This is a genomic window from Nonomuraea aridisoli (assembly GCF_003236395.1).
GTDB classification, from domain to species: domain Bacteria; phylum Actinomycetota; class Actinomycetes; order Streptosporangiales; family Streptosporangiaceae; genus Nonomuraea; species Nonomuraea aridisoli.
Window position 1 is genome coordinate 1 of sequence record NZ_POUD01000124.1, and the last position, 24312, is coordinate 24312.

At 73.1% G+C, this 24312-nt stretch carries 21 protein-coding genes and 1 pseudogene; 10 read left to right on the plus strand and 12 right to left on the minus strand.

What is annotated here, in order from left to right; genetic code table 11:
• On the plus strand, positions 1 to 1049 hold a 1049-nt coding region (locus C1J01_RS26505), incomplete at its 5' end, for an MMPL family transporter (RefSeq protein WP_220040103.1).
• Here C1J01_RS26505 and C1J01_RS26510 read toward each other — a convergent pair.
• On the minus strand, positions 1034 to 3199 hold the full coding sequence (locus tag C1J01_RS26510; RefSeq protein WP_111181687.1) for a polyprenyl synthetase family protein: 2166 nt from the start codon (positions 3197 to 3199) through the stop codon (positions 1034 to 1036). The two genes, C1J01_RS26505 and C1J01_RS26510, sit on opposite strands and share 16 nt — an antisense overlap.
• Positions 3200 to 3382: 183 nt before the next feature.
• Here C1J01_RS26510 and C1J01_RS26515 point away from each other — a divergent pair, with 183 nt between their 5' ends.
• Genes C1J01_RS26515 through C1J01_RS26525 form a run of 3 tightly spaced genes read left to right on the plus strand, consistent with a single transcriptional unit; the run spans position 3383 to position 5476 of the window.
• Complete coding sequence (locus C1J01_RS26515; protein WP_111181688.1) at positions 3383 to 3838, plus strand: MarR family winged helix-turn-helix transcriptional regulator; 456 nt, start codon at positions 3383 to 3385, stop codon at positions 3836 to 3838.
• On the plus strand, positions 3835 to 4671 hold the full coding sequence (locus C1J01_RS26520; protein ID WP_111181689.1) for an ABC transporter ATP-binding protein: 837 nt from the start codon (positions 3835 to 3837) through the stop codon (positions 4669 to 4671). The genes C1J01_RS26515 and C1J01_RS26520 overlap by 4 nt, the downstream gene beginning before the upstream one ends.
• Positions 4631 to 5476: an ABC transporter permease gene (locus C1J01_RS26525; RefSeq protein WP_111181690.1), complete on the plus strand. Its 846-nt coding sequence runs from the start codon at positions 4631 to 4633 to the stop codon at positions 5474 to 5476. Before C1J01_RS26520 ends, C1J01_RS26525 begins: the two co-directional genes overlap by 41 nt.
• 43 nt (positions 5477 to 5519) lie before the next feature.
• Here C1J01_RS26525 and C1J01_RS26530 read toward each other — a convergent pair whose 3' ends face one another.
• From C1J01_RS26530 to C1J01_RS51405, 3 genes are all read right to left on the minus strand, one after another.
• A complete protein-coding gene (locus tag C1J01_RS26530; protein ID WP_111181691.1) occupies positions 5520 to 7856 on the minus strand; it encodes an ExeM/NucH family extracellular endonuclease in 2337 nt (778 codons plus the stop codon).
• Positions 7857 to 8025: 169 nt separating this feature from the next.
• A complete protein-coding gene (locus C1J01_RS26535; protein ID WP_220040104.1) occupies positions 8026 to 9273 on the minus strand; it encodes a dihydrolipoyl dehydrogenase family protein in 1248 nt (415 codons plus the stop codon).
• Positions 9237 to 9404 (minus strand): hypothetical protein, encoded by a 168-nt coding sequence (locus tag C1J01_RS51405; protein ID WP_220040105.1) that lies wholly within the window; start codon positions 9402 to 9404, stop codon positions 9237 to 9239. Before C1J01_RS51405 ends, C1J01_RS26535 begins: the two co-directional genes overlap by 37 nt.
• A gap of 153 nt (positions 9405 to 9557) precedes the next feature.
• On the opposite strand from C1J01_RS51405, the gene C1J01_RS26540 reads away from it, so the two are divergent.
• Positions 9558 to 10547: an alpha/beta fold hydrolase gene (locus C1J01_RS26540; RefSeq protein WP_111181692.1), complete on the plus strand. Its 990-nt coding sequence runs from the start codon at positions 9558 to 9560 to the stop codon at positions 10545 to 10547.
• Here C1J01_RS26540 and C1J01_RS26545 read toward each other — a convergent pair.
• Positions 10516 to 11463, minus strand: a complete 948-nt coding sequence (locus tag C1J01_RS26545; protein ID WP_235854688.1) for an oxidoreductase — start codon at positions 11461 to 11463, stop codon at positions 10516 to 10518. The genes C1J01_RS26540 and C1J01_RS26545 overlap by 32 nt on opposite strands.
• Positions 11464 to 11709: 246 nt before the next feature.
• Between C1J01_RS26545 and C1J01_RS50130 the strand changes: the two genes are divergently transcribed.
• From C1J01_RS50130 to C1J01_RS26560, 4 genes are read left to right on the plus strand one after another with little or no spacing between them, the layout of a single operon-like run.
• Positions 11710 to 11877 (plus strand): hypothetical protein, encoded by a 168-nt coding sequence (locus C1J01_RS50130; RefSeq protein ID WP_181448976.1) that lies wholly within the window; start codon positions 11710 to 11712, stop codon positions 11875 to 11877.
• Positions 11877 to 13295 carry a purine-cytosine permease family protein gene (locus tag C1J01_RS26550; RefSeq protein WP_111181693.1) on the plus strand — a complete coding sequence of 473 codons (1419 nt, stop codon included), beginning with the start codon at positions 11877 to 11879 and terminating at the stop codon, positions 13293 to 13295. The genes C1J01_RS50130 and C1J01_RS26550 overlap by 1 nt, the downstream gene beginning before the upstream one ends.
• Complete coding sequence (locus C1J01_RS26555) at positions 13295 to 14404, plus strand: alcohol dehydrogenase catalytic domain-containing protein (protein ID WP_111181694.1); 1110 nt, start codon at positions 13295 to 13297, stop codon at positions 14402 to 14404. The genes C1J01_RS26550 and C1J01_RS26555 overlap by 1 nt, the downstream gene beginning before the upstream one ends.
• Before the next feature lie 33 nt (positions 14405 to 14437).
• The gene (locus C1J01_RS26560) at positions 14438 to 16213 is read left to right on the plus strand and encodes a nitrilase-related carbon-nitrogen hydrolase (RefSeq protein WP_181448977.1); all 1776 of its coding nucleotides are present in this window, start codon (positions 14438 to 14440) and stop codon (positions 16211 to 16213) included.
• Between the two features lie 14 nt (positions 16214 to 16227).
• Here C1J01_RS26560 and C1J01_RS26565 read toward each other — a convergent pair whose 3' ends face one another.
• Positions 16228 to 16962, minus strand: a complete 735-nt coding sequence (locus tag C1J01_RS26565) for a GNAT family N-acetyltransferase (RefSeq protein WP_181448978.1) — start codon at positions 16960 to 16962, stop codon at positions 16228 to 16230.
• 84 nt (positions 16963 to 17046) lie between these two features.
• Here C1J01_RS26565 and C1J01_RS26570 point away from each other — a divergent pair, with 84 nt between their 5' ends.
• Positions 17047 to 18507 (plus strand): PucR family transcriptional regulator, encoded by a 1461-nt coding sequence (locus C1J01_RS26570; protein ID WP_181448979.1) that lies wholly within the window; start codon positions 17047 to 17049, stop codon positions 18505 to 18507.
• 150 nt (positions 18508 to 18657) lie between these two features.
• Here the strand turns inward: C1J01_RS26570 and C1J01_RS26575 are convergent, their stop codons facing one another.
• From C1J01_RS26575 to C1J01_RS26600, 6 genes and pseudogenes are all read right to left on the minus strand, one after another.
• Complete coding sequence (locus C1J01_RS26575) at positions 18658 to 19419, minus strand: SDR family NAD(P)-dependent oxidoreductase (protein ID WP_111181698.1); 762 nt, start codon at positions 19417 to 19419, stop codon at positions 18658 to 18660.
• Complete coding sequence (locus tag C1J01_RS26580) at positions 19412 to 20593, minus strand: SDR family oxidoreductase (protein ID WP_111181699.1); 1182 nt, start codon at positions 20591 to 20593, stop codon at positions 19412 to 19414. The genes C1J01_RS26575 and C1J01_RS26580 overlap by 8 nt, the downstream gene beginning before the upstream one ends.
• Before the next feature lie 36 nt (positions 20594 to 20629).
• Positions 20630 to 21724: a molybdopterin cofactor-binding domain-containing protein gene (locus C1J01_RS26585; protein WP_328589681.1), complete on the minus strand. Its 1095-nt coding sequence runs from the start codon at positions 21722 to 21724 to the stop codon at positions 20630 to 20632.
• Positions 21725 to 21751: 27 nt separating this feature from the next.
• Positions 21752 to 21847 (minus strand): annotated as a pseudogene (locus C1J01_RS53515) (molybdopterin cofactor-binding domain-containing protein); the annotation flags it as partial.
• Between the two features lie 179 nt (positions 21848 to 22026).
• Complete coding sequence (locus tag C1J01_RS26595) at positions 22027 to 23331, minus strand: aromatic ring-hydroxylating oxygenase subunit alpha (protein ID WP_111181701.1); 1305 nt, start codon at positions 23329 to 23331, stop codon at positions 22027 to 22029.
• Positions 23301 to 24312 (minus strand): dihydrodipicolinate synthase family protein (locus C1J01_RS26600; RefSeq protein ID WP_220040106.1); only part of this gene is annotated, 1012 nt, incomplete at its 5' end. The genes C1J01_RS26595 and C1J01_RS26600, both read right to left, overlap by 31 nt.

Here is a 24312-nt window from a genome sequence, read left to right on the forward strand (position 1 = left end):
GGTGGGGGCGGTGGGCGTGGCATCTCATGCGGCATCCCGTCGCGTACACGCTGGTCTGTGCGGGGGTGCTGGTCGCTGCGGCGGCGCCGGTGGCCGGGTTGCGGCTGGGCTTCGACCTCGACCGGCCCTCGATCGGGGAGACCGACTTCGGGCGGGGGCTCGCGCACATGGAGGCCGACCGGGTCTCCTCGGCGCTGGCCGTGGTGCTGCCGCATCCGGCGGGCACGCCGCCGGTCGACACCGCCGCCCTCGTCACGGCGCTCCAGCGGGATCCCGGGGTGGCGCTCGTCCTGCCGTCCGACAACGGCCGCGACACGACCGTCGTGCTCGTCCTCATCCGTACGCACATCGACGAGCAGGCCACCACGGAGCTGGCCCGGCAGATCACCCGGCAGCTCATCCCCGCGTCGCTGCCGCCCGGCCAGCGGGCCCACGTGACCGGGCCCAGCGTGATCTTCTCCGACCTCATGGAGGAGACCACCGTCCAGCTCGGCACGGTGATCCCGCTGGTGCTGGGCTGCTCGCTGCTCTTCCTGCTGGTGACCTTCCGCAGCGTCCTGCTGCCGGTCAAGGCCGTGCTGATGAACGCGCTGGCCGTCACCGCCGCGTTCGGCCTGCTCACGCTGGCCACCCGGCACCTGCCGGACCTGGTCGGCGACGAGGTCAACACGCTGATCCCGCTGCTGGCGTTCACGCTGGTGTTCGGCCTGTCGATCGACTACGAGATCTTCCTCATCCACCGCATCGCCGAGCACCACCACGCCCACGGCGACAATGAGGCCGCCGTCGTCCACGGCCTGCGCCACACCGCCCGGCCCATCACCGTGGCCGCCGCCGTCATGGTCGTCACCTTCGCCGCGCTGCTCACCGCGGAACGCCACCACCTGGTGCAGCTCGGGCTCACCGTGGCCGTCGCGATCGTCATCGACGCGACCGTCATCCGGCTGGCGCTCGTCCCCGCGCTGATGCGCCTCCTCGGCGCCCGCAACTGGTGGCTGCCCGCCCCGCTCGCCCGCCTGCTGCCGGTCGCCGGTCACTCGTCCAGGTGACGCCGGGCGGCGTAGAGGCCGAGCGCCCGGATCATGACGGTGTGGTGGTTGACGGGCAGCAGCGCCTGGAGCGGCTGCCACGCCTCGTCGACGGCGCGGCGGGCCTCCTCCAGGGCGGCCGCGACGGCGCCGCAGCCGTCCAGCGCCTCGGCGACCTGCGCCGCGGCGGCGGGATCGGCGTTCCCCGCGCGCACGATCTCCCAGACCTCCCGCAGCCGGTGCCGGGGAAGCCGGGCGACGGCCAGCGCCAGGGGATAGGTGACCTTGCCCTCCCTGATGTCCTCGCCGGGCAGCCTGGCCACGCGGGAGCCGGGCTCGCCAGGAGCGGCCAGCACGGCGCGCAGGTCCGCGACGTCGTCGGTGATCTGGTACGCCAGCCCCACGGCCTCGAAGTACGCGCTGATCCGGTCCAGCAGCTCGCCCTGCGCGCCGGCGAGGATCGCCCCGAACTCGCCGACGCCGCGCACCATCCCGCCGGTCTTGAGGCGGTGCGTGGTCCGCACCCGCTCCAGCACGGTGACGGCGTCTCCCGTGGCCACGGCGGCGTCCATGGCGTCGTGGTGGCCGAGGATGTCGAGCGCCTGGCCGGCGTGGTTGCGGCGCATGCCGTCGAGGTACGCCTGGTAGAGGCGGAGCCGCCGGCCCGGGTCGTCCGGCAGCAGGTGGCGTACGACCTGGTCGAAGACGAGGTACGCGTGCGTCCCGGTGTTGATGGCGGTGGCCTGGCCGAACACCTGGTGCACGGCGGGCCGCCCGCGGCGCACCGGCGCGTTGTCCTCCACGTCGTCCACCATGAGGCTGGCCGTGTGCATCAGCTCGGCGAGCGCCAGCAGCGCACGGTACGGCTCGCTGCTGACGCCCTGCATCTCCATCGCGGCGACCGCGGCGTAGCTGCGCCAGCCCTTGCCCATGGCGTCGGCCAGGTGCCGGACCGGCGCCACCAGCGCGCGGTGCAGCGGCTCGGTGACGACCTCGGCGGGCCAGCCGGAGGCGGGGGCGAGCCCGGCCAGGGCGCTGATCGCCGCGCGGTCGGGCGCGTCGGGATACAGGCGGACGACCTCGGCGTGGGTGAGCTCACGCAGGCGTTCCACGTGGCCCTCGAAGTCGGTGATCCGGTTGACCGGCAGCACCTCCAGCCGGCCGTCGCCGCGTACCGGCTCGCCGCGCAGCTCGCCCTCGACGGTCGCGGCGGCCTCCAGGAGGGCTCCCAGCCGGAAGACGGTCTGCCGCTCCTGCCCGGCGAAGCAGGCGGCGACCCGGAGCGACAGGCCGGGGGCCTCGATCCGCCAGACGGCGGGGTAGGCGTTGAGGGTCCGGGCCGACGTCCAGCGCTCGCCCGGCTCCAGGCGCGCCGCCGCCTCGTGGCGGGAGCCGTCCGGCGCGACGAGCACCACGCGGGCGGGGCGCCGGGAGGTCTCCGCGGCCACCACGTCCCAGCCGTTGTCCAGGTGCAGGGCGATCCACGTCCGGTGGTCGTCGGCCGCGTCGCGGGCGCGCTGGTACAGGGCGAGGCCCGTCATCGGCACGGGCGCCCGCCCCGGCCGGTGCCACGCGGCCTCGGCCGCCAGCCGGGGCAGCAGCTCCACGTCCGGCCCCGCGCCCCGCACGGCGGGCTTGAGCGGGCGCAGCCGCAGCTTCCACGTCTCGTCCTCGCCGCGCACGACGACGTGATAGCCGCCCTCGGCGGGGGCGGACAACTCCGCGACGCCGCCGAAGTCGAGCCGGAGGCGGCCGGCCGCCATGGCCGCCGGGCCGGGCAGCGGCAGGTCGGGCGCGATCGGCCGCCCGCCCGAGCACGCCTCCAGGACCGCGTCGCGGACGTGCGGGTCCCACCCCGTGGAGACGTCGAGGCGGACCAGCTCCACCGCGCCGCCGTCACTCCACGTACGCGCCCGATAGGCCGCGCGCCCCGGGACGCTCACCGACCAGCCGCACGCGTGAGCGGCCGGCCGGGCGTGGCGGTGGGCGAGGAAGGTGAGCATCACCCGGTGTTCCTCGCCGTGTTCCTCGCCGTGTTCCTCGCCGTGTTCCTCGCCGTGTTCCTCGCCGTGCTCCGCGCGCAGGCAGGCGGCGACGCGCCACTCCTCCTGCGCCCGGTCGGCCTCGACGGCGGGTGCGGGCCTGTTCTCCACGGTCGGCTCGAGCGTCACTGCGGGGGCTCCTTGTCGTCGGAGACGGTACGCGACCAGGCGATCGCAGACTGTCATGATGATGGATTCCGTGCCGACCGGCCACCCGGCCGATCCCTTCCCCAGGCTGTGTGAGCAGCGGAATCAGCGCCACGGCCAGGGGCGTCTTCCGGATATGTCGTAAGCAGAGCTAATATTCTGGGCATGAACATGGCGGATCTGCCCGACGCCTTGGCCGGCGTCATGGCCGGGGTCAACCGGCTCATCCGGCGCAGGCTGCGACAGGAGGCGCCCGAGCCGCGGTTGCGCGGCGCCCAGGTCGAGCTGCTGCGGCTGGTCGCCGACAACCCCGGGGTCAGCGTCTCGGCCGCGGCCAAGGAGCTCTACCTGGCCGGCAACTCGGTCTCCACGCTGGTCAACCAGCTCACCGACGCCGGGCTGCTGCGCCGCGAGACGCGCAGCGACGACCGCCGCTCGGCCCGGCTGCTGCCCACGCCCGAGGGCGAGGCGCGGCTGCGGGCCTGGCGCGAGCGGCGTACGGCGGTGTTCCGCGAGCTCGTGGACCGGCTCGGCGAAGACGACCGCGCGGCGCTGGTGGCCGCGCTCCCGGCGCTGCGCAGGCTCGCCGACGGCCTGCGTGAGGAGGTGACTTCGGCGTGACGGACGACACGCCGCCGACGGCGGACGCGGTCACGTGCACGGGGCTGACCTACGCCTTCGGCGGCTCCAAGGCCGTCGACGGGCTCGACCTGACGGTCACGTCCGGCGAGGTGTTCGGCCTGCTGGGGCCCAACGGCGCCGGCAAGACCACCGCGATCCGCTGCGTGACCACGCTGCTGCCCGTCCCCGCCGGCATGGTGAAGGTCTTCGGGCACGACGTGGCCGCCGGCCGGATGGCGGTGCGCCGCATGCTCGGCTACGTGCCCCAGCAGCTGTCGGCGGACGCGAACCTGACCGGCCGCGAGAACGTCGCGCTGTTCGCGCGCGTCTTCGACGTGCCGCGCAAGGAACGTGCTCCCCGCGTCGCCGAGGCGCTGGAGGCGGTCGGGCTGGCCGAGGCCGCCGACCGCATGGCCGGCACGTACTCCGGCGGCATGATCCGCCGCCTGGAGCTGGCTCAGGCGCTGGTCAGCTCGCCGCGCCTGCTGATCCTCGACGAGCCGACGATCGGGCTCGACCCCATCGCCCGCACCGGCGTGTGGGAGCAGATCATGGCGGTGCGCGCCGCCAGCGGGATGACCGTCCTGGTCACCACGCACTACATGGACGAGGCCGACCAGTACTGCGACCGGGTCGCGCTCATGCACCAGGGCCGGGTGCGCGCGGTCGGCACGCCGCGGCAGCTCACCGACGACCTGCGCGCCCGCCGCGGCGACGGCTCGTCCCCGACGCTGGAGGACGTCTTCCGCGACGTCGCCGGCAGCGGTCTCGACGAAGGAGGGGATTTCCGCGATGTCCGCCGCACCCGCCGCACCGCCTCCCGCGTCGGCTGAGGGCCGGGGGCTGCTGCTCACCCCGCCGCGCTCGCGACCGGCGTGGCGGCTCGTCCCGGCCAGGGTCGGCGCGATGTGCGTGGTGGAGCTGCAGAAGCTCCGTCACGACCGCAGCGAGCTGTACACCCGCGCGATCCAGCCCGCGCTGTGGCTGGTGATCTTCGGGGAGACCTTCAACCGCATCGGCGTGATCCCGACGGGCGGCATCCCGTACCGCGACTATCTGGCGCCCGGGATCATCGCCCAGTCGACGATGTTCATCGCCATCTTCTACGGCATCCACATCATCTGGGAACGCGACTCCGGCGTGCTGACCAAGCTGCTGGTCACGCCGACCCCGCGGGCCGCGCTGGTGGCCGGCAAGGCGTTCGCGGCCGGGGTGAAGGCGATCGTGCAGGCCTTCGTCGTGCTGGTCATCGCCGCGCTGCTGGGCGTGAGCCTGACGTGGAACCCGCTGCGCCTGCTCGGGATGGTCGTGGTCGTGGTGCTCGGCTCGGCGTTCTTCGCCTGCCTGTCGGTGACGATCGCCGGGATCGCCCGCACCCGCGACCGGCTGCTCGGCATCGGCCAGGCCATCACCATGCCGCTGTTCTTCGCCTCCAACGCGCTCTACCCGACCGAGTCCATGCCCTCCTGGCTGCGGGTCATCAGCGCGATCAACCCGCTCAGCTACGAGGTGGAGGCGCTGCGCGGACTGCTGCTCGGCACCCCCGCCAACCTGCCGCTGTGCTTCGCCGTCCTGGTCCTGGCCGCGGCCCTGGGCATCACGGCGGCCTCGGCGCTGCTCGGGCGGCTGGCCCGCTGAGCGGCCGCGGGCCATGGCGAGTGACCATGGCCCGCGGGCGGCGTCAGAGGTCGAGCCCGATCAGCAGCGGGTCGTGGTCGGAGGAACGGTACGGGCCGGGCCCGTACAGGTACGGCGGGTTGAACTCCGTGTTGTAGTCCATGAACCGGCCCTCGTCGGCGTTGATGTGCCAGATCGTCGCGCCGGTCACCCGCTTGGCCAGCTTCCTGTCGGCCAGGGCGTGGTCCAGCTCGCCCGACAGACCCTCGAAGACGTAGCTGTAGCGGTCCTTCGACGGGACGAACTCCTTGCTGAGGCTGGTCAGCCCGCCGCGCTCGAACGCCCGGATCGGGTCCTCCTCGCCGTAGGCGTTGATGTCGCCGACGACGAGCGCGTTCTTCAGCTTGAGGCTGTCGATCAGGCCGAGCACCGCCTCGGCCTGCTTGACGCGCTTGGCGTTGTAGCAGCTCTGGCCGTCGCCCTGGTCGGCGTCGGGGCCGGTGGCGGGGCCGTCGGCGTCGGTGCAGCCCTTCGACTTGAAGTGGTTGACCAGGATGGTGAAGCTCTGGCCGCCCTTCCTGCCCGCCTTGCGGAACGTCTGCACCAGCGGCGGCCGGTTGAAGATCGGGTCGGCCGACGAGCGCGCCGCCCCGACCGGGGTGAGCTTGGCCGGCTTGTAGATCAGCGCGGTCTGGATGGCGTCGGTGCCCGGGTTCGGGTGGGTGATCCCCCGGTACGTGCCCGCGCCGGCCTTGGCGTTCAACGCCTCGACCAGGGCGTTCAGCGCCACGTCGGCGTTGCGCTCGACCTCCATGAGGCCGGCGGCGTCCGGGTCGAGCGCGAGGATGGTGTTGACGAGCTTGGCGAGCTGGCGGTCACGCTCCGCGGCCGTGGTCGCGCCGCGCGAGTCGAGCGTGGTGAACCAGTTGAGCGTGTTGAGGCTCGCCACTCGCACGTCGCCGCCGACCTTGCGCGGCGCGGCCGGGCGCGGGTTCTCCGGCTCGAAGACGACCGGCCGGGTCGGCTCGACGCGGTAGACGTCGAAGCCGTAGGTGAGCACGCCCGTCAGGTCCTCGACCTCGTCGCCGAGGCGCACGGTCTCCGACCCTTCGGAGTGGTACGGCAGCCGCGCCGGGTTCTGCGCGTTGGAGCCGTCGTCGAGCAGGATCGAGCGCCGCGCGTCCTTCTCGGGGTCGACGCCCCTGCGGTCGGTCGGCTGCCACAGCCGCCCGCCCTCGGCGAGCAGGATCTCGCCGAACCGGCCGAGGTTGTAGATCTCGGAGGCGGCCAGGTCGTCCTTGAACGTGACGAGCATGTTCTCGTAACGCTCGAACGTGACGCCCTTGTCGAGCGGCAGGTCCAGCACGGTCGGCCTGACCGAGCCGGAGCCGCAGACGTCGACCGCGGTGGCGGGTGAGATCTCGGTCAGGCCGTTGAACTCGATCGCCTTGCCGGAGACGAGCACCCGGTCACCGGTGTTCACCGGCGCGGACGAGAACACGAACAGGCCCTCGGAGGTCGCCGGGTCGCGGTCGGGCGCGGCGCTCTGCAGGTAGAAGCCGCCGAGCTGGCCGCTCGCCTGGAAGTCGCCGGTGACGACGCCCTCGACCCGGACGTCCTGCCCGGCGAGGGGGCCGGCGTCGCCGCCGCCCTGCACCTGCGCGATGGTGTGCGTGGCCGGGGTGTCGCACGTCGGGGTCGGGGTCGGCGTCGGCGTCGGGGTCGGCTCCTCGCCGCCTTCGCAGGGGGCCGCCGGGGTGGCGCTGTTGCGCGGGGCCGGGGCGGCGGCCTCGAAGTCGGCGCCGTTGTCGTCGGTGTCGGCGCAGCCGCCGTTCCTGCGGATCGCGGCGGTGGTGTTGCTCAGACCGGGCGCGGGGCTGCCCTCGGAGAAGTTCGCGGTGCCGAACCCGACCAGGTCGGCGACGAGCGCGAGCTGCTCGGGCGTGCAGGCGGTGGTGGAGCCGTTGCAGGCCAGGCCGTCGGCGGAGCGGACGAGGGCCATCTTGCCCGCCGTGGCGCTGACGTTGATGCCGCCGGTGGTGTCGGGCGCGGGCAGCGGCGTGCCCGGGTTGGCGCCCGCTGCGAGCTGGACCAGGTGGTACCGGCCGGGGGCCAGGGTGCCGGAGAGGCTCGTCCTGTTGGCGGCGAAGTTTCCGGTGCCGGTGGCACTCGTGTACTGCACCGACCAGCCGTCCAGCGAGACCGGGGCGCCGCTGCGGTTGAAGAGCTCGACGTAGTCGTTGGCGAAGGGGGCGCCGGAGTTTCCGCCGCCTCCGTACACCTGGCTGATGACTACCGTGCCCGCCGCTGCGGCGGCGGGGGCAGAGGGGAGGGCCGCGATCGAGCCGGCGGTGACGCCGGCGGTGACGAGGATCGCGAGTGCCCGGGGCATTGCACGCATTGCCTGAGAGTAAAGGGAGGGTCATCCCAATTTGCTAGCAACTTGGTTGATGTCCTGTGAATTCGTGATGTCTGACTTTTGCCAGGGCTGCGTCTGGCTCTGGCCTGGCTGTGTCCGGTGCGGTGGCCGCCGGGAGGAGGGGGTGGCGCCCCGGGCGGCGGATGTGGGCTCAGGCGAGGTTGGCGAAGAGGTCGTTGAACGCCTCGGTCATCGACGGATGGGTGTAGATCCCGTCGCGCAGCACGCTCGCGGTCGCCCCGAGCCGGAGTGCGACGGCAAGAGTGTTGACCGTCTCATGCGCATCGTGGGCAAGCATGGTCACGCCGAGCACCTCATCGGTCTCGGCGTCGACGATCGCCTTCATCACGCCCCGCGGGTCGCCGACGATCTTGGCCCGCGGCAGGATCGCCATCTCCGCCACCTTGCGCACGGCGGTCTTGAGCGGGCGGCCGGTGGCCCGCGCCTCGGCCTCGGTCATGCCGACCCGCGCCAGCGGCGGGGTGGTGAAGACGACGTGCGGCACGTAGCGGCGGTCGTTCACGGAGCGGGTGCCAGAGCCGGTCAGCTGGTCGAGCACGATCCGGTAGTCGTCGAGTGAGATGTAGGTGAACTGCGGACCGCCGTTGACGTCGCCGACCGCGAAGACGTGCGGCAGACTCGTGCGCAGGTGTTCGTCGACGATCACCTCGCCCCTTGAGCCGACCTTGATGCCGACCTCGGCCAGGCCGAGCCCGTCGGTCACCGGGCGCCGACCGAGAGCAGCCAGTACGACATCACCGCGCGCCGTCGCGGTCTCACCTGAGCGGGTGCGGTAGGTGACGACCGCCCTGCCTGCGCCCGCATCGTCGACGCGCTCGACGGTGGCGCCGGTGAGCACCCGGACACCCGCGTCGGCCAGCAGCGCCCGCACCTCGGCGGCGATGTCAGGGCCCTCGGCCGGCAGCAGCTGGTCGCCGCGCTGGATCAGCGTCACCGGAGTACCGAACGCGGCGTGCATCGAGGCGAACTCCACGCCGACGTAGCCACCACCGAGCACCACCAGTTCGTCCGGCTGCTTGGTCAGCGCCAGCATCCCCGTGCTGGTGACGACCCGCGAGCTCTCGGCCAGGCCGGGGATCGGGGGCACGATCGACGCGGCGCCGGTGTTGATCACGATCGTCTCCGCGCGGATCTCCAACTCATCGACGCCGGCGGTGACGCGTAGCGTGTGCGGGTCGGCGAAGCGCGCCCGGCCAGTGATCACGGTCGAAGTCTCAGGTGAATCGAAGATCTCGAAGTTCTTGGCCCGCATCGCCTCGACCAGGGCCGTCTTCTTCTCGGCCGCCTGCTCGAACCAGGCCGCCTCGTCAACCCGCTTGTCCGGATGCTCCGACCGGTAGATCAGGGCCTTGGTCGGAACACAGGCGATGTTGTGCACGTCCCGCCGTACATCTGATCGGACTGCTCGATCAGGACCACCCGCTTGCCCGCCTTCGCCAACGCCCCGACGAGCGTTTTACCGCCCTTGCCGAAACCGATGACCGCCAGATCCACCTTTATCTCCCGCATGGACGCCATGCTATTCAGCCCACGCTCGAGATCTGGCTTCCAGTGCCATCGCTGCCTCGGAGGTGGGCGGCTTTGCCGAAACGGCAACGCGGTTACCCGGAACCGGGGCCGCCGCGCCATCGTGGAGTCGCGAGCTTCGGCGAAGGAGGACTCATGTCACGGGCAACCCACCGGCTGGTGCCGTCCCCGGCGGGCCGGATCCATCTGGTCGAGCAGGGCGAAGGGCCGCTCGTGCTGCTGGTGCACGGGTTCCCCGAGTTCTGGTACTCCTGGCGCCACCAGCTTCCCGCGCTGGCCGGCGCCGGCTACCGGGCCGTGGCCGTGGACGTGCGCGGGTACGGCCGTTCGTCCAAGCCGGACGCGGTGTCCGCGTACCGGATGCTGGAGCTGGTCGAGGACAACGTCGCCGTGGTGCGCGCCCTCGGCGAGGAGACGGCGGTCGTCGTCGGCCACGACTGGGGCTCGGCCATCGCCGCCCACAGCGCCCTGATCCGGCCGGACGTCTTCACCGCCGTCGGGCTGCTGAGCGTGCCCTACGCCCCGCGCGGCGTGCCCCGGCCCAGCGAGACGTTCGCCCGGATGGGCGGCGACGAGGAGTTCTACGTCTCCTACTTCCAGGAGCCCGGGCGGGCCGAGGCCGAGATCGAGCCGGACGTGCGCGGCTGGCTGGCCGGCATCTACGCCGCGCTGTCCGCCGGCACCATGCCCGGCCCCGACCGGCCCGACCCCCATTTCGTGGCCCGCGGCGGCACGCTGCGCGACCGGTTCCCCGGCGGGGCCCTGCCGTCCTGGCTGAGCGAGGACGACCTCGACGTCTACGCCGCCGAGTTCGAACGCACCGGCATGAGCACGGCGCTGCACCGCTACCGCAACATGGACCGCGACTGGGAGGACCTCGCCCCCTGGGACGCCGCCCCCATCCTCCAGCCGTCGTTGTTCATCGGCGGCGCCCTGGACGCCTCCACCACCTGGCTGTCCGCCGCGATCGACGCCTACCCCACGACGATGCCGGGCATGGTCTCCTCCCGCCTGCTCGACGGCTGCGGCCACTGGGTCCAGCAGGAACGCGCCGACGAGGTCAACCACCTGCTGACCGGCTGGCTCGACGGCCTCAAGCTCGGCGCATCACGCTCTCGTACGTGACGCCGGTGAGGCGTTCCGAGACCTCCCACAGCCGCCGCGCCGTGTCGGTGTCGTCGATGGCGGGGTCGCGGGTGCGGAGCGTGGGGGAGCCGTACGCCTGCATCGGCCCGTCGGCGACGACGTAGCCGCCGCCGGGCAGGTCCGGCACGGTGGCGGCGTACAACGAGGTCTGCGCGCCCTCGGGAGTGGGACGGAAGGCGAAACGCACGACGAGCGGCGCGAGCGTCCGGTAGAGCCGTCCCTTGGCGGCGTGCGGGCCGCCGGTGAGGATGTTGGAGCGGGTGAGCTTCGGCGCGGCGGCCATGCTGCGCAGCCTCAGCCCGGCGGCGTCCGCCCGGCGCTGGAGTTCGAGCGCGAAGTAGAGGGTGGCCCGCTTCGCCACCGCGTACGTGAACATCGGCGAGTAGGAGCGCTCGGCGTTGAGGTTGTCCAGGTCGAAGCGGGCGTAGCGCTGCGCCAGGCTGGTGACGGCGACCACCCGCGGGTCGGGCGCGGCGAGCAGATGGGGCAGCAGCAGGCCGGTCAGCGCGAACGGGCCGAGATGGTTGACCGCGACCTGCGACTCGAACCCGTCCTCGGTCACCGCGTACGGCACCATCGAGATCCCGGCGTTGTTGACCAGCAGGTCGAGCCGGCCGAGGTCCCAGCCGGCGGCGAACTCCCTGATGGAGGCCAGGCTGGCCAGGTCCACCCGGCGCAGCTCCAGCTCGGCGCCGGGCGCCTCCTCCTTCATGCGGGCGAGCGCGGCCTGACCGCGTTCGGGGTCACGGCAGGCCAGGACGACGCGGGCGCCGCGGCGGGCCAGCTCGCGGGCGGTGACGTAGCCGATGCCGCTGTTGGCGCCGGTCACCACCACGAGCCGGCCGGACTGGTCGGGGATGGCGTCGAAGGTCCACGAAGAGGTGTTTCGCATCATGTGCCACCTGGGGGGTGCGGTTTGACCGTGTATCGCAACGTTCGGTTGGGATACTCCCAGCGGCTCGCGATCTTGGCAATGGTCGCGGCAAATCCGCCACCGCGCGGCGGCGAACAGCGGAAACACAGTGCGAACAACGCCTGGACCTGCGCTTACCGTTTGTTGCACACCGGCCACGCGGCGGCTGTGCCTCCTCCCCGGCACCCCCTCGGACCCGCCGTCCCCTGACCGGTGTGAGGAGGACGCATGGACGTACAGGATCCCGCGGTGCGCGCCGAGCTGGAACGACGGCTGCGCGCGCTGGAGGAGGACGAGGCGGGCGACCCCGCGCACGCCCCGCTGCCGGCGGCCGAGCTGTGGCTGTTCGCGGCGGTCGTCGTGGTGCTCACGCTGATCGGCTGGGTGATGGCGTGATGGCCGTCGAAGAGGACGTCAGGCGCGAGGCCACGTTCGGCTCGCTGCCCGTGCTGCGCTCCGAGCGGGTGTGGAACTTCGCCGACTTCAGCTGGGTGAACGTCGGCCTGGCCATCGCCACCTGGGCCTTCCTCGTCGGCGGCCAGACCGCCGGGCTGGTCGGCTTCCAGAAGGGCCTGGCGGCGATGATCATCGGCAACGCCATCGCCGTCGGCGTGATGCTGCTGGCCAGCGTCGTCTCCAGCCAGCGCTACGGCGTGGAGCAGTACACCGTGCTGCGCACCGCGTTCGGCTTCGGCGGGGTGGCGCTGCTGGTGTTCACCGTGGTGCTGTTCACCGAGATGGGCTGGTCCGCGCTGCTCAGCGTGATGTTCGGGCGGGCCGCCACCCAGGTGTCCAACCAGGTGCTCGGAACCGCCATCGGGCCGGACGCGCTCCCGGTGACCCTGCTCGCGCTGGTGGCCATCGTCGCCGCGTGGCTGATCCTGGTCAAAGGGCCGCTCGCGATGCGCATGTTCAACCGCATCGTGGCCCCCGGGCTGGCCGTGCTCACCGTGGGCATGATCGTGCTGCTGCTGACCCGCACGTCGTGGTCGGAGCTGATGGCCGCGCCGCCGCTCGCGCCGTTCCCCGACGAGAGGCTCAACTTCGCCCTGGCCGTGGAGTTCAACCTCGGCGTGGGCTTCTCCTGGTGGCCGGTCATGGGGAGCCTGGCCCGGCTGACCGACCGGCCGCGCAGCGCCCTGTGGCCCGGCTACATCGGGCTGTTCGGCGCCACCCTCGTCGCCCAGGTGGTCGGCATGGCCGCGGCGCTGACGCTGGGCGACTCCGACCCGACCGTCTGGATGGTCCCGCTCGGCGGCGAATGGCTCGGCGTGCTGGCGCTGATCTTCATCGCCTTCGCCAACCTGACCAGCCTGTCGTCCATCGTCTACTCCACCTGCCTGGCGCTGCGGCAGGCGGGCGGCAACCTGCTGGCGAAGGTCCGCTGGGAGTGGCTCACCGCCGGGTTCTTCGTGCTGCCGGCCGTGGTCAGCTTCTGGCCGAGCCTGCTGTACGACGGCTTCCTCGTCTTCGTCACCTGGAGCGGGGCGTTCCTGGCCGCGATCTGCGGCACGGTCATCGCCGACTACTTCGTGCTGCGCCGCCAGCGGATCGACCTGCGCGGCCTGTACGCTCACGGCGCCGCCAGCCCGTACCACTTCACCGGCGGGTTCAACCTGGCGGGGGTGCTGTCCACCGCGCTCGGGGCCATCGCGTACGTCTGGCTCTACAACCCGCAGACCCTGGCCACCCAGCCCGCGTTCAACGTGCTCACCGCGTCGGTGCCGGCCGTGGTGGTGGCCGCCCTCACCCACCTGCTGCTGACCCGGCTGCTCAACCGGGGACGCGGCGGCTACGACGACAGGAGAGCGTGATGCCCCGTACCGCCCTCGCCGCCGTCCACGACGGCCGCGGCGACAGGCTGACCGTCCGCGAGATCCAGGTCGCCGACCCGGGCCCGGGCGAGGTGCTGGTCCGCATCGCCGCCTCCGGCGTGTGCGGCTCCGACCGGCACGTGCTCGACGGCGAGTGGAGCCTGCCCACGCCGACCGTGATGGGTCACGAGGGCGCCGGCGTCGTCGAGCAGGTCGGCGCCGGCGTGACCGACGTCGCCCCCGGCGACACCGTGATCCTGTCCTGGTACTACCCGTGCCGCCGCTGCCGCGCCTGCGCCGCCGGCAAGGCGTGGGCCTGCACCGGCACCCGCTCCAACGAGTGCCTGCTGCCCGACGGCACCACCCGGCTGCGCGACGCCGCCGGCGTCGTCTACCCCTATCTCGCCGTCGGCACGATGAGCGAGTACGCCGTCGTGCCCGAGTCGGCCGCCGTCCGCGTGCCCGCCGACGTGCCGATGGACGTGGCCAGCCTGATCGGTTGCTCGATCACCACCGGCGTGGGCGCCGTGGTCAACAACGCCAAGGTGCCCGCCGGGGCCTCCGCCGTCGTCGTCGGCTGCGGCGGTGTCGGCCTCGCCGTCGTCATGGGGCTCGCCCTGGCCGGGGCGTACCCGATCGTCGCGGTGGACACCGCCGAGGAGAAGCTCGCCGCCGCGCGCTCGTTCGGCGCCACCCACACCGTACGGGCCGGCGGGGACGCCGCTCAGGTGGCGGCCGAGGTCGCGGAGATCACCTCCGGCGGCGCCGACTACGCCTTCGAGGTCATCGGCCGGGTCGAGACCGTCGAGTCGCTGCCCTCGCTGCTGACGACCGGAGGCGTGGGCGTGCTCGTCGGCCTGCCGCCGCAGGGCGCCAAGGCCGGCATCGACGTGCTGGAGCTGGCCGAGGCGGGCAAGACGCTCATCGGCTCCAACTACGGCGGCGCCGTGCCGAGCCTCGACTTCCCCCGGCTCGCCCGCCTGTATCTGGCCGGCCGGCTGCCGCTCGACTCGCTCATCTCGCACCGCGTACGCCTCGACGAGGTGAACGACGCGTTCGACGCGATGCGGGCGGGCACCCGGACGAGGAGCGTCATCGTCTTCGAATAGCGTGATCGTCTTCGAATGATGTGGAGCCCGCGCATGCCGCAGAACACCCCTGGCGCCGTCACCGTCGGCGCCGTCCAGCTCGTCTCGGCGCACGGCGACGTGCCCGCCAACCTCGACGCCATCGAGGAGCTCGCCGCGCGGGCGGCGGCCGGCGGCGCGCGGGTCGTCGTCACGCCTGAGCTGGCGCTCACCGGCTACCTGTGGCCGGACGAGGACGCGGTGCGCGGCCTGGCCGAGCCGGTGGACGGTCCCTCCGTCCGCCGCCTGGCCCGGCTGTGCCGCGCGACCGGGGCCTGGCTCGTGCTCGGCATGCCGGAGCTGGACACCCGGGTCGGCACCCTGCACAACACGTGCGTGCTCATCGGGCCGGACGGTCCCGTGGACGCGTACCGCAAGGCGCACCCCTTCGTCGCCGACCCCTTGTGGGCGGCCGACGGGCACCTGCCGCCGCCCGTCTGGGACACCCCGGCGGGGCGTTGCGTCCCGCTGATCTGCGCCGACATGGACTACCCCGAGTCCGCCCGGTACGCCGCGCTGAGCGGGGCCGACTGGATCGCGCTGCCCACCGCGTGGGTGGACGAGCCGGGGCCGAGCGCCACCTGGCGGCTGCGCGCCTGGGAGAACGGCCTGCCCGTCGTGGCCGCCGACCAGGCCGGCGCGGAGACGATGCACGGGCGGCGCGTGCAGTTCAGCGGCGGCAGCTGCGTCATCGACCACACCGGTGACGTCGTCACCGCGCTGGACGACGGGCCCGGCGTCCTGACCGCCGAGCTCGACCTCGCCGCCGCCCGCGACCTGCGCCACCGCCTCCTCGCCGCCCGCCGCCCTGCGGAGTACCGACCCCTGGCCCGCACCACGACCTGGCCGCGGGAGTCCCGCCACGCTCTCACCGGCGACTCCTCCGGCTCCGAAGTGCTGGTCGCCGTCCACACCCCGGCGGTCGGGGGCGGCGCGGAGCTCCCGCCTCCGCCTCCGGAGGGGACGCGGCTCACGGTGCTGCCCGCCTTCCACCTGACCGGCGGCGTGCCCGACCCGGCCGCGGCCCGTACGGCGCTGGACCGTCTGTCGGCCTGGTGCGCCCGGCACGCCTGCGAGGCGGTCACCGCCCTGGCCGTCCCCTCCCGCCTGGACGAGCAGGACGTTCCGGGTGTCGCATCGCGGCCGGGTGGGGCGACGGCTTCGGGCGTCGCGGCCGGTGGCGTACGGTACGCCGTCGTGCTGGTCGGTGGCGAGGGGGTGATCGCCCGCAGGGACGTCACCCATCTGGGAGCGCACGCGTCGTGGGCGGAGCCGGGGGGTGAGCCGACGCGGACCGTCCGGCGGCCGTGGGGGACGCTCGGGTTGCTCGCGGGGGAGGAGCTGGCGCCGTTCGAGCCGTCGCGGGTGGCCGCGGTGGAGGGCGCCGACGTGATCGCCGTGCCCGCGGCGGTGTCGTGGCCGTTCCCCGTGCCCTTCGACGGCACCCGGGTGCCGCTCGAACCGGAGGAGCTGCGCCGTCCCGACCCCGCCTTCGCCCATCCCGCGCGGTTGCGGGCGGGCGACTCCCACGTATGGGTGGCGCTGGCCAACGACGGGCCCGTGCCCGGCGGCGTGTTCGCCCCGGACCACGTGGCGGTGCCGCGCCGGGAGGTGCTCGCCACGGAGCCGGGCTGGACCTCGTTGTCGTGCCCGCTGAGCGGCCCCGACGACATGGGCGCGGTCTGCGCGGCGAAACCCCAGCTGGCCCGCCGGCGCGCCGACCTGTTCACCGCGGCCCTCCTCGCCCCGGCGACCGTCCTCCCGGAAAGCCAGGCGACCGCGGCGGGCTGACGCCATGGCGACGTTCAGAACGACAGCAGCTCGAAGGCGCCCGCCGTGCGGAAGCCGATGCGGTGGTAGAGCGATTCGCCGGCGGGGGTGGAGGTGAGGGCGGCGGTACGGACGCCGCGCTCGCGGGCCAGGCGGAGCGCGGCGGTCGTCAGGGCGGTGGCGACGCCGCGCCGGCGGTGCTCGGGCTGGGTGCCGACGAAGTAGAGGGTGAGCAGGCCGTGGCTCAGCCAGGCCACGGTGGTGCCGGCGAGCGCGCCGTCGGCCGTGCGACCGGCCAGCCTGATCACCGTGCCGTCCGCGGAGAACGCCTTCTCCCGCTCGATCGCGGCGGCCACGCCGTCCGGGCTGATGCCGGACACGCGGGCGTAGGCCGGGACGAACTCCGCCAGGTCGGTGGCCTCCGCGACGTGCAGCCCGTCCGGCGACGGCGCGTACGCCGCCCGGTCGATCGCCACGGTCATGATCGGCATGCGGGCGACGCGGACGGCGCCGAGGGACACCAGGGCGTCCGCGGTGCCGGCGTCGCTGTCGGGACCGGCCCACCAGATCCGCGGCACGCCGTCCAGATGGTCGCGCGCCTCGGCGAGCGCGTCCCCCGGGGCATGCCCGCGCACGCGCAGCACCCCGTTGAGCGGCGCGTGCGGCACCTCGCTGCGGTAGATCGGCAGGTCGTCGCTCGCGGGCGCGCCGGCGTTCCAGCCGAGGAGGTACGCGCGGTGCGCGGCGAGCAACGTGTCGAGCGATTCCACCGGACGATGGTAGGCGGACGCGTGCCGAGGCGTGACGGCGGGCGGTGCGGTCTCGACGTGTCAGGGAACGGTGAGGATATGGCGGTGACGCTCAGGCAGCTCGTGGCCGATGCGCGGCTGGGGCTGCGGGTGGTGTTCGGGCATGAGGGGCTCGACCACCCGGTGCGGTGGGTGGCGGTGTCGGAGCTGCCGGACCCCGGGCCCTGGCTGGACGGCGCCGAGCTGCTGCTGACCAGCGGCATGTGGCTGCGGGACGAGCCCGACCAGGCGGCCGCGGCCGAGCGGTGGGCCGACCGGCTGGCCGCCGCGCAGGCCAGGGCCGTCGGGTTCGGGCTCGACCCCTGGTTCACCGAGATCCCCGCCGAGGTGGTCGCCGCCACCCGCCGTCACCGGCTCACCCTCCTGGAGGTGCCGGTCCGCACGCCGTTCGTGGCCGTGGACCGCGCGGTCGCCGATCTGAACGCCGCCGAGGCGCGCAAGGAGGCCGAGCAGGCCAGGAGGGTGCAGCAGCGGCTCGCGGAGGCGGGCCGCGCCGGACGGCAGGCGGTCACCGACCGGCTGGCCCGCGAGCTGCGCGGATGGGTGGCCGTCCTCGACGCCGGGCACGCGGTGACCCTGCGCGCGCCCCACGACGCGGGCCCGTCCGCGGCCGCGCTCGCCGCCCTGGCCCGGCGCGCCGACCGCCAGTCCCTGCACATGCTCCAGGACGAACTGGACGGCGTGCCCGTCACCGCCGTGCCGCTCGGCCCGGCCAGGGAACGCCGCGGCACGCTCTGCGTCGGCGCGGCCCTGGTGGTGGAGCGGCCGAACTGGACGGCCGGCATCGTCGGCACCGCCGCGGCCCTGCTCACCGTGCTGGAGCGGGGCGGGGAGCGGGAGCTGCGCGGCGTGGTCGGGAACCTGCTGGCGGAGGGCGACGTGCGGGCCGCGGCCAGGGTGGCGGCGATCGTCGAGCTCCCGCTGCCGTCCGAGATGATCGCCGTCGCGCTGACCGGGCCGGGACACCGTCAGGCCACGGCCCGGATCGTCGCCGCCGGTGGCTGGCCCGCCTCCCGCGACCCGGCGGTGGTGCTGGCGACGCCCGGCTTCGGCGAGGAGCGGCTGCCCGGCCTGCTGGGGAGCGCGCGGGCCGGGGTGTCGTCGCCGAGGCCGCCCGAGGAGGCGGCGGCCGGGATCAGGGAGGCCCTCCTCGCCGCCGGCCTGACCAGGGCGGATCGTCCCGTGGTGCGCTACTCCGACACGCCCGCCCTGGAGCTGGACCGCCTGCTCTCCTCGTCCGCCGCCGTGCGCTTCGCCGACGCGCTGCTCGCCCCGGTGAGCGCGGCCCCCGACGCCGCCGCCCTGCTGACGGCGGCCAGGGCGTGGGTGGCGGCCAACTACCGCTGGGACCCCGCCGCCGCCGCGGCCGGGGTGCACCGCGAGACGATCCGCGCCCGCCTGAACCGCCTCGCCGCCCTGACCAGCCTGAACCTCGACACCCCGGGCGACCGCCTCGCCCTCTCCCTGGCCCTCACCGTCCTCCCACCCGTCCACCGCGAGGGATAGGGTCGCGGACGGACGGCACGGGGAACGTCTTCCACCTCCACCTGCACGTGGTGCCGCGTTATCGGGGTGACGGCGTCGTGGTCACCGCCGACTGGAAGAAGCGCCCGCGTGAGCTTCTCGACCAGGACGCGACGTTGATCCGGCGGGCGGTCAGGGCATGTGGGTGCCGCCGTTCACGTGCAGGGTCTGGCCGGTGGTGAAGGCGGTGGCGTCGCTGAGGAGGTACGTGACGGCGGCGGCCACGTCCTCCGGGTTCGCGACGCGGCCGAGCGGGGAGGCGAGCTCGCGCCGGCGTACGTCCTCGGCGGTGAACAGGCCGTCGTTCATCGGCGTGGCGGTGAAGCCGGGGGAGACGGCGTTGACGCGTATCCCGGCCGGGCCCAGCTCGCGGGCGGCGGCGCGGACGAGGCCGAGCGCGCCGGCCTTGGCGGCGACGTAGTGCGCCTGGTGGAGCGGGCCCAGGCCGGCCGCCGCCGACGAGGCGATGCAGACGACGGAGCCGCCGCCCGTCATGGCGCGCGCGGCTTCGCGCAGGCACAGGAACGCACTGGTCAGGTGGACCGCAAGCATGTCCTGCCACTCGCGCAGGGTCATCTCGGTCAGCGGCACGTGCCGGGCGACGCCCGCCGACAGCACCATCCCGTCGATCCGGCCGTGCCGCTCGACGGCGGCCTCGACCAGCCGTACGCACTGGGCCTCGTCCGTGACGTCGGCGGGGACGGCGAGCGCGCCCGGCCCGATCTCGGCCGCCACCGCGGCGAGCCGTTCCGGATCCCGGTCGGCCAGCGTCACCGCGGCCCCGGCGCGGGCCGCCGCGAGCGCGCACGCCCGCCCGATCCCGCCGGCCGCCCCCGTCACGATGACACTCGACGCGAACGCCGCGGAGGGTGGGGCGGTGGGGGAGTCAGACACAGAGGTAGCCTCCGTCGACGTAGACGACCTGGCCCGTCATGTACGCCGACGCGTCCGAGGCCAGGAAGACGGCGGCGCCGCCCATCTCGTCCGGGCGGCCGAAGCGGGCCATCGGGATGTGGGAGAGCAGCCGCGCCATGCGCTCCGGGTCTTGCTGGAGCGGCTCGGTCATCGGGGTGTCCACCATGCCGGGGCCGATGGCGTTGACCCTGATGCCCCGATCGGCCCACTCCAGGGCCAGGCTCTTGGTCAGTTGCACGATGCCGCCCTTGCTGGCGGCGTACCCGGCCGCCCAGGCGTTGCCGACGACGCCGTTGAGGGAGGCGACGTTGACGATGCTCCCGCCCTCCTCCATGACCCGCGCGGCCGCCTGGGAGGTGAAGAACGCCGACTTCAGGTTCATGTCCTGGACGGCGTCCCAGTCCTCCTCGGTGACCTCCAGCGCGGGGCCGCGCCGGGTGCCGCCCGCGGCGTTGACGAGCACGTCGAGCCGGCCCAGCCGCGCGACGGTCTCCGCGACCAGCCGGCGGCACGCGCCGACGTCGGTCACGTCGCCGGTGAGCATCTCGACGTGGGTCCCGGCCGCGCGTACCCGTCCGGCGACCTCCGTGAGGGCGGCGCGGTCGCGGCCGGCGAGCACCACGTCCGCGCCCGCGTCGGCGAGCGCCTCGGCCACGGCGGCGCCGATCCCGCGCGAGGCGCCGGTCACCAGCGCCACCCGCCGCGCCAGCGGGCGGAAGCGCCGCACAGTCTGGAACAGGTCGGGGCTCGGCAGCGCGCCGATCTTGTACAGCGCGTCCACCGGGTTGACGTGCACGATCTCGCCGCCGAGCAGCCCGTCGGCGGCGACGGGGAACTGCGCCAGCGACGTGGTGCGGAAGCTGCGGCCGGTCGGCGGCAGGTCGCGCCAGACCCCGTCGTGCGTGCGCCGGGTGACGATCTCCACGAAGATCGCCTGGTCCGACACGTGGTACGTCTCCGTCTCGTTCACGAAGTCGGGGAACGAGGCGAACATCGAGCGGTAGAACGCGCCTATCTGCTCCTTGCCGCGCAGGTCCACGTCGTAGGCGGGGATGCGGTAGACGCAGTCCTCGGTGAACGTGGCCAGCACGGCCGCGACGTCGCCCTCGTCCTCGGCCCGCAGGTGCGCCTTGACCAGGTCAAGCGGTTGCATGTGCGCCCTCCAGAGCCGCCCACACCCGCTCCGGGGTCAGCGGCATGTCGATGTACGAGACCCCGGCCCGGCGCAGCGCGTCCATGACGGCGTTGACGACGGCGGGCGTGGAGCCGATGGCGCCGCTCTCGCCGATGCCCTTGACGCCCATCGGGTTGACCGGCGTGGGGAGGCCACGTTCACGGTGCGGATCGACGGCAGCTGGCGGGCGACCGGCACCGCGTAGTCCATGAGCGAGGAGGTCATCGGCTGCCCGTCGGGGGCGTACACGATGCGCTCGTACAGGGCCTGCGCGATGCCCTGCGCGACGCCGCCGTGCACCTGGCCCTCGGCGACCAGGGGGTTGATGACGGTGCCGCAGTCGTCGACGGCCACGAAGTCGGTGACCTCGACGTGCCCGGTGTCGCGGTCGACCTCGACCACGCAGGCGTGGGTGCCGGAGGAGAAGGTGTAGTTCGGCGGGTCGAAGTACGCCATGGCGTCCAGCCCCGGCTCCTCGCCCTCGGGCAGCGGCTTGGTCAGCATCAGCGCCTTGACGGCCAGCGTGGCGAACGACACCGCGCTCTCCGGCGACCCCTTGACCTGGAACCCGCCGCCCGGCACCTGCTCGATGTCGGCCTCGTCGGCCTCCAGCAGGTCGGCCGCGCGCCGCCGCGCCTTCTCCACCACCCGTTGACACGCCATGAGCACCGCCGTGCCGCCGACGGCGGCGCTGCGCGAGCCGAACGTGCCGAACCCGAACGGCGAGGTCTCCGTGTCGCCGTACACGATGGTGATGTTCTCGTACGGCACCAGCAGCACGTCCGCCGCGATCTGCGCGAACGTCGTCTCGTGTCCCTGGCCGTGGCCGCAGGTGCCGAGCGCGATCGTCACCTTGCCGCTCGGCAGCACCTTCACGTGGGCGCTCTCCCACAGACCCGGCGAGCCCTCCATCGGGGCCAGCGCCGACGGCGTCACCCCGCCGATCTCGACGTACGAGGCGACGCCGACGCCGATGAGCCGGCCGTCGGAGGTGCCGGCGGCCTGCAGCGCCCGCACGTCGTCGTAGCCGATGGCGTCCATGGCGGTGCGCAGGGCGAGCGCGTAGTCGCCGCTGTCGTAGTCGAGGCCGGTCGGCGTGCGCCACGGCATCTTCTCCACCGGGACGTAGTTGCGCCGCCGCACCTCGGCCGGGTCGAGCCCCAGCTCGGCGGCCACCTCGTCCACGAGCCGCTCGGTGTAGTACGTCGCCTCGGGGCGGCCCGCGCCCCGGTAGGGGCCGCAGCTTCTCCCTCGTCACCCGTACGGGGATCTCGTAGCGGGCGTCGTCGGCGAACGCGGTCAGCCAGTCGCGGAAGCGGCGCTCGTCCAGGGCCGCGGACTCGGCGTAGAGGAAGTCGCGGATCGACTCGCGGATCTCCCGGTCCACCTTGGCGGCGGGTCGCAGGGCCACCTCACTCACCGTCCGTCATGTACCTGGCCCACGTGGACCAGAGGTTGCGGAAGTTGTCGTCGGTGACGTACGGCTCCACGGCGTGGCCGGGCCCGGGGAAGTCCTTCAGCGGCTCCCGGTCGAGACCCATGATGTACGGGAAGTCGACCCGCCGGGCCAGCGTGCTGCCGGCCATCTTGGTGACCTTCGTCCAGTTCTCGAAGTCGTCCTGCTCGAACGTGCCCGCCTGCCCGAACGCCAGCGTGTACGCCTGGTAGGCGGCGTCCTTGTACTCCTGGGAGGCGCCCTTCGGCACCAGGCACCACGACCACATCTCCATCCGGCCCGGCCCGATCGGGTGGTAGAGCCGCATCGTGCAGAACCGCACGCCCGGGTCGCCGGGCTCGAGGCTGAGCGGCTGGATGAGGAACGACAGGTTCGGGAAGACCGAGCCGACCGCCGTCCTGGTCTTGCCGAACAGCTCCAGCTGCTCCTCCGACAGGCTCTCGCGCATCTGCGCCACCAGGTCGTCCGGGTAGCCGAAGAACGGCGGCATGCCCGGCGTGTGCCCGAGGCCGATGCCGTGCCCCTTGTCCGGGATGTGCACCGCCCAGCCCTTGCTGTGGGTGGAGCCGGAGGACGGGAAGTACCCGAGGTGGAAGCCGAACTGGTGGGCCACCGGCGTGTGGTAGCCGTCGCCGGAGAAGTTCTCGGTGCAGATCTTCCAGTCGGTCTCGGCCACCCAGTGGTCCGGCGGGCCGTGCACCTCGCTGCCCTCCAGGCCCTGCTTGAGATAGATGTCGAGGTAGAACTGGAAGCCGCCGAGGTAGTCGAGCAGGTCCTCGGCGTCGGGGTCGAGGGTGCCGAAGATGAGCCCGCCGTAGGTGTCGATGCGCACCTTGACCAGGCCCCAGTCCTTGCGCTTCAGCTTGCGCTCGTACGACTCGTTGAAGTACGGCACGCCGATGAGCTCGCCGGAGTTCTTGTACACCCAGCCGTGGTACGAGCAGCGGAAGTGGGAGGCGTTGCCCATCTCCGACTTGCACATCATGTTGCCGCGATGGCGGCACATGTTGAGGTGCGCGTGGATCTGCCCCTGCTCGTCACGGGCGACGATGATGTTGTTGTTGGCGATGTACCGGGTCACGTAGTCGCCGGGCTTCGGGATCTCGCTCTCGTGGGCGAGGAAGCACCAGGCCTTGCCGAAGACCTTCTCGATCTCCAGCTCGTAGACCTCCCGGTCGTTGAAGATACGGGCGGGGACGCGACCGGCCGGCACGCCGTCGCGCATCTCCTTCAGCACCGCCCGGAGAGCGTCGCTCGCCATGGGTCACACCCTCGCGGTGTGGGTCCTGCCGAGCCGGTCGGCGACTTCCTTGACGACCTGCTGGTAGCGGCGATGTGGTCCTTGGTGTCCTGGACGTGCTTGTCCGGGACGAGGTCCTCGGTGTACGGGGGGCGGCACTTGCCGACGTGGATGTAGCCGGCCTCGTTCACGCGGATCTTTTCGAGGGGGATGTTGTATTTGGCGAATTCGGTGAAGTCCTGGCCGACGAGGAAGGGTTCGTGGGCCCAGCGCAGGCGTTCGGTGAGCCAGGTGGCGTCGTGGATGCGGCCGTCGCGGAGGGCGTCGCGGAGGGCGAGGACGGGGGCGGGGCCGCAGGCGGTGGTGGAGGACCAGGCCATGCCGACGAGGTCTTCGCCGTACATCTGCCAGGCGGGCAGCCAGTCGGTCTCGATGGGCATGAGGGGGAAGCTGGTGCGGGTGTGGGCCATGTCGTTGTGGTAGCGGAAGCCGACGCTGGCGCCTCCGGCGTATTTGACGGCGACGACCTGGGGGAGTTCGACGAGGGTCTTGTAGACGGTGCGGGGGATGATGCCGCCGAAGGCGGCGGTGTTGTCGTAGACGACGATGGCGAGGTCGGGGACGGCTTCGGCGACGTCGCGGTAGAAGCGTTCCATGACGGGGCCGACCATGTTGCCCCACATGGGGCGGCCGAGGAGGGTGCCGGTGATGCCGAGGTCGGCGAGGAAGCGCATGCGGGCGATGGTGTCGCGGGTGTTGAGGGTGGTGGCGCCGATGAAGACGGGGAAGTCGGGGTTGACGTCGCGGACGGTGTCGGCGACGCAGCCGGCGAAGGTCTTCCATTCCTCGAGGGTGAGGGTGGCGCATTCGCCGAGGGTGCCGTTGAGGGCGATGGCGTCGACGCCGTCGGCGATGAGGGTGCGGATCATGCGTTCGGTCTCGGCGAGGTCGACGGTGTCGGTGGCGTCCACTCGTTCGGCGCCGGGGAGTGCGGGGGTGGGC

Excerpts from the sequence above, each read along its gene's own strand:
- C1J01_RS26585 (WP_328589681.1), bottom strand. The coding sequence starts at position 21,724 with ATGCCGTGGCGCACGCCGACCGGCCTCGACTACGACAGCGGCGACTAC.
- C1J01_RS26595 (WP_111181701.1), bottom strand. The coding sequence starts at position 23,331 with ATGGCGAGCGACGCTCTCCGGGCGGTGCTGAAGGAGATGCGCGACGGC.
- C1J01_RS26525 (WP_111181690.1), top strand. The coding sequence starts at position 4,631 with ATGTCCGCCGCACCCGCCGCACCGCCTCCCGCGTCGGCTGAGGGCCGG.
- C1J01_RS26580 (WP_111181699.1), bottom strand. The coding sequence starts at position 20,593 with ATGCAACCGCTTGACCTGGTCAAGGCGCACCTGCGGGCCGAGGACGAG.
- C1J01_RS26540 (WP_111181692.1), top strand. The coding sequence starts at position 9,558 with ATGTCACGGGCAACCCACCGGCTGGTGCCGTCCCCGGCGGGCCGGATC.
- C1J01_RS26555 (WP_111181694.1), top strand. The coding sequence starts at position 13,295 with ATGCCCCGTACCGCCCTCGCCGCCGTCCACGACGGCCGCGGCGACAGG.
- C1J01_RS26515 (WP_111181688.1), top strand. The coding sequence starts at position 3,383 with ATGAACATGGCGGATCTGCCCGACGCCTTGGCCGGCGTCATGGCCGGG.
- C1J01_RS50130 (WP_181448976.1), top strand. The coding sequence starts at position 11,710 with ATGGACGTACAGGATCCCGCGGTGCGCGCCGAGCTGGAACGACGGCTG.
- C1J01_RS26560 (WP_181448977.1), top strand. The coding sequence starts at position 14,438 with ATGCCGCAGAACACCCCTGGCGCCGTCACCGTCGGCGCCGTCCAGCTC.
- C1J01_RS51405 (WP_220040105.1), bottom strand. The coding sequence starts at position 9,404 with ATGCGGGAGATAAAGGTGGATCTGGCGGTCATCGGTTTCGGCAAGGGC.
- C1J01_RS26530 (WP_111181691.1), bottom strand. The coding sequence starts at position 7,856 with ATGCGTGCAATGCCCCGGGCACTCGCGATCCTCGTCACCGCCGGCGTC.
- C1J01_RS26550 (WP_111181693.1), top strand. The coding sequence starts at position 11,877 with ATGGCCGTCGAAGAGGACGTCAGGCGCGAGGCCACGTTCGGCTCGCTG.
- C1J01_RS26545 (WP_235854688.1), bottom strand. The coding sequence starts at position 11,463 with ATGATGCGAAACACCTCTTCGTGGACCTTCGACGCCATCCCCGACCAG.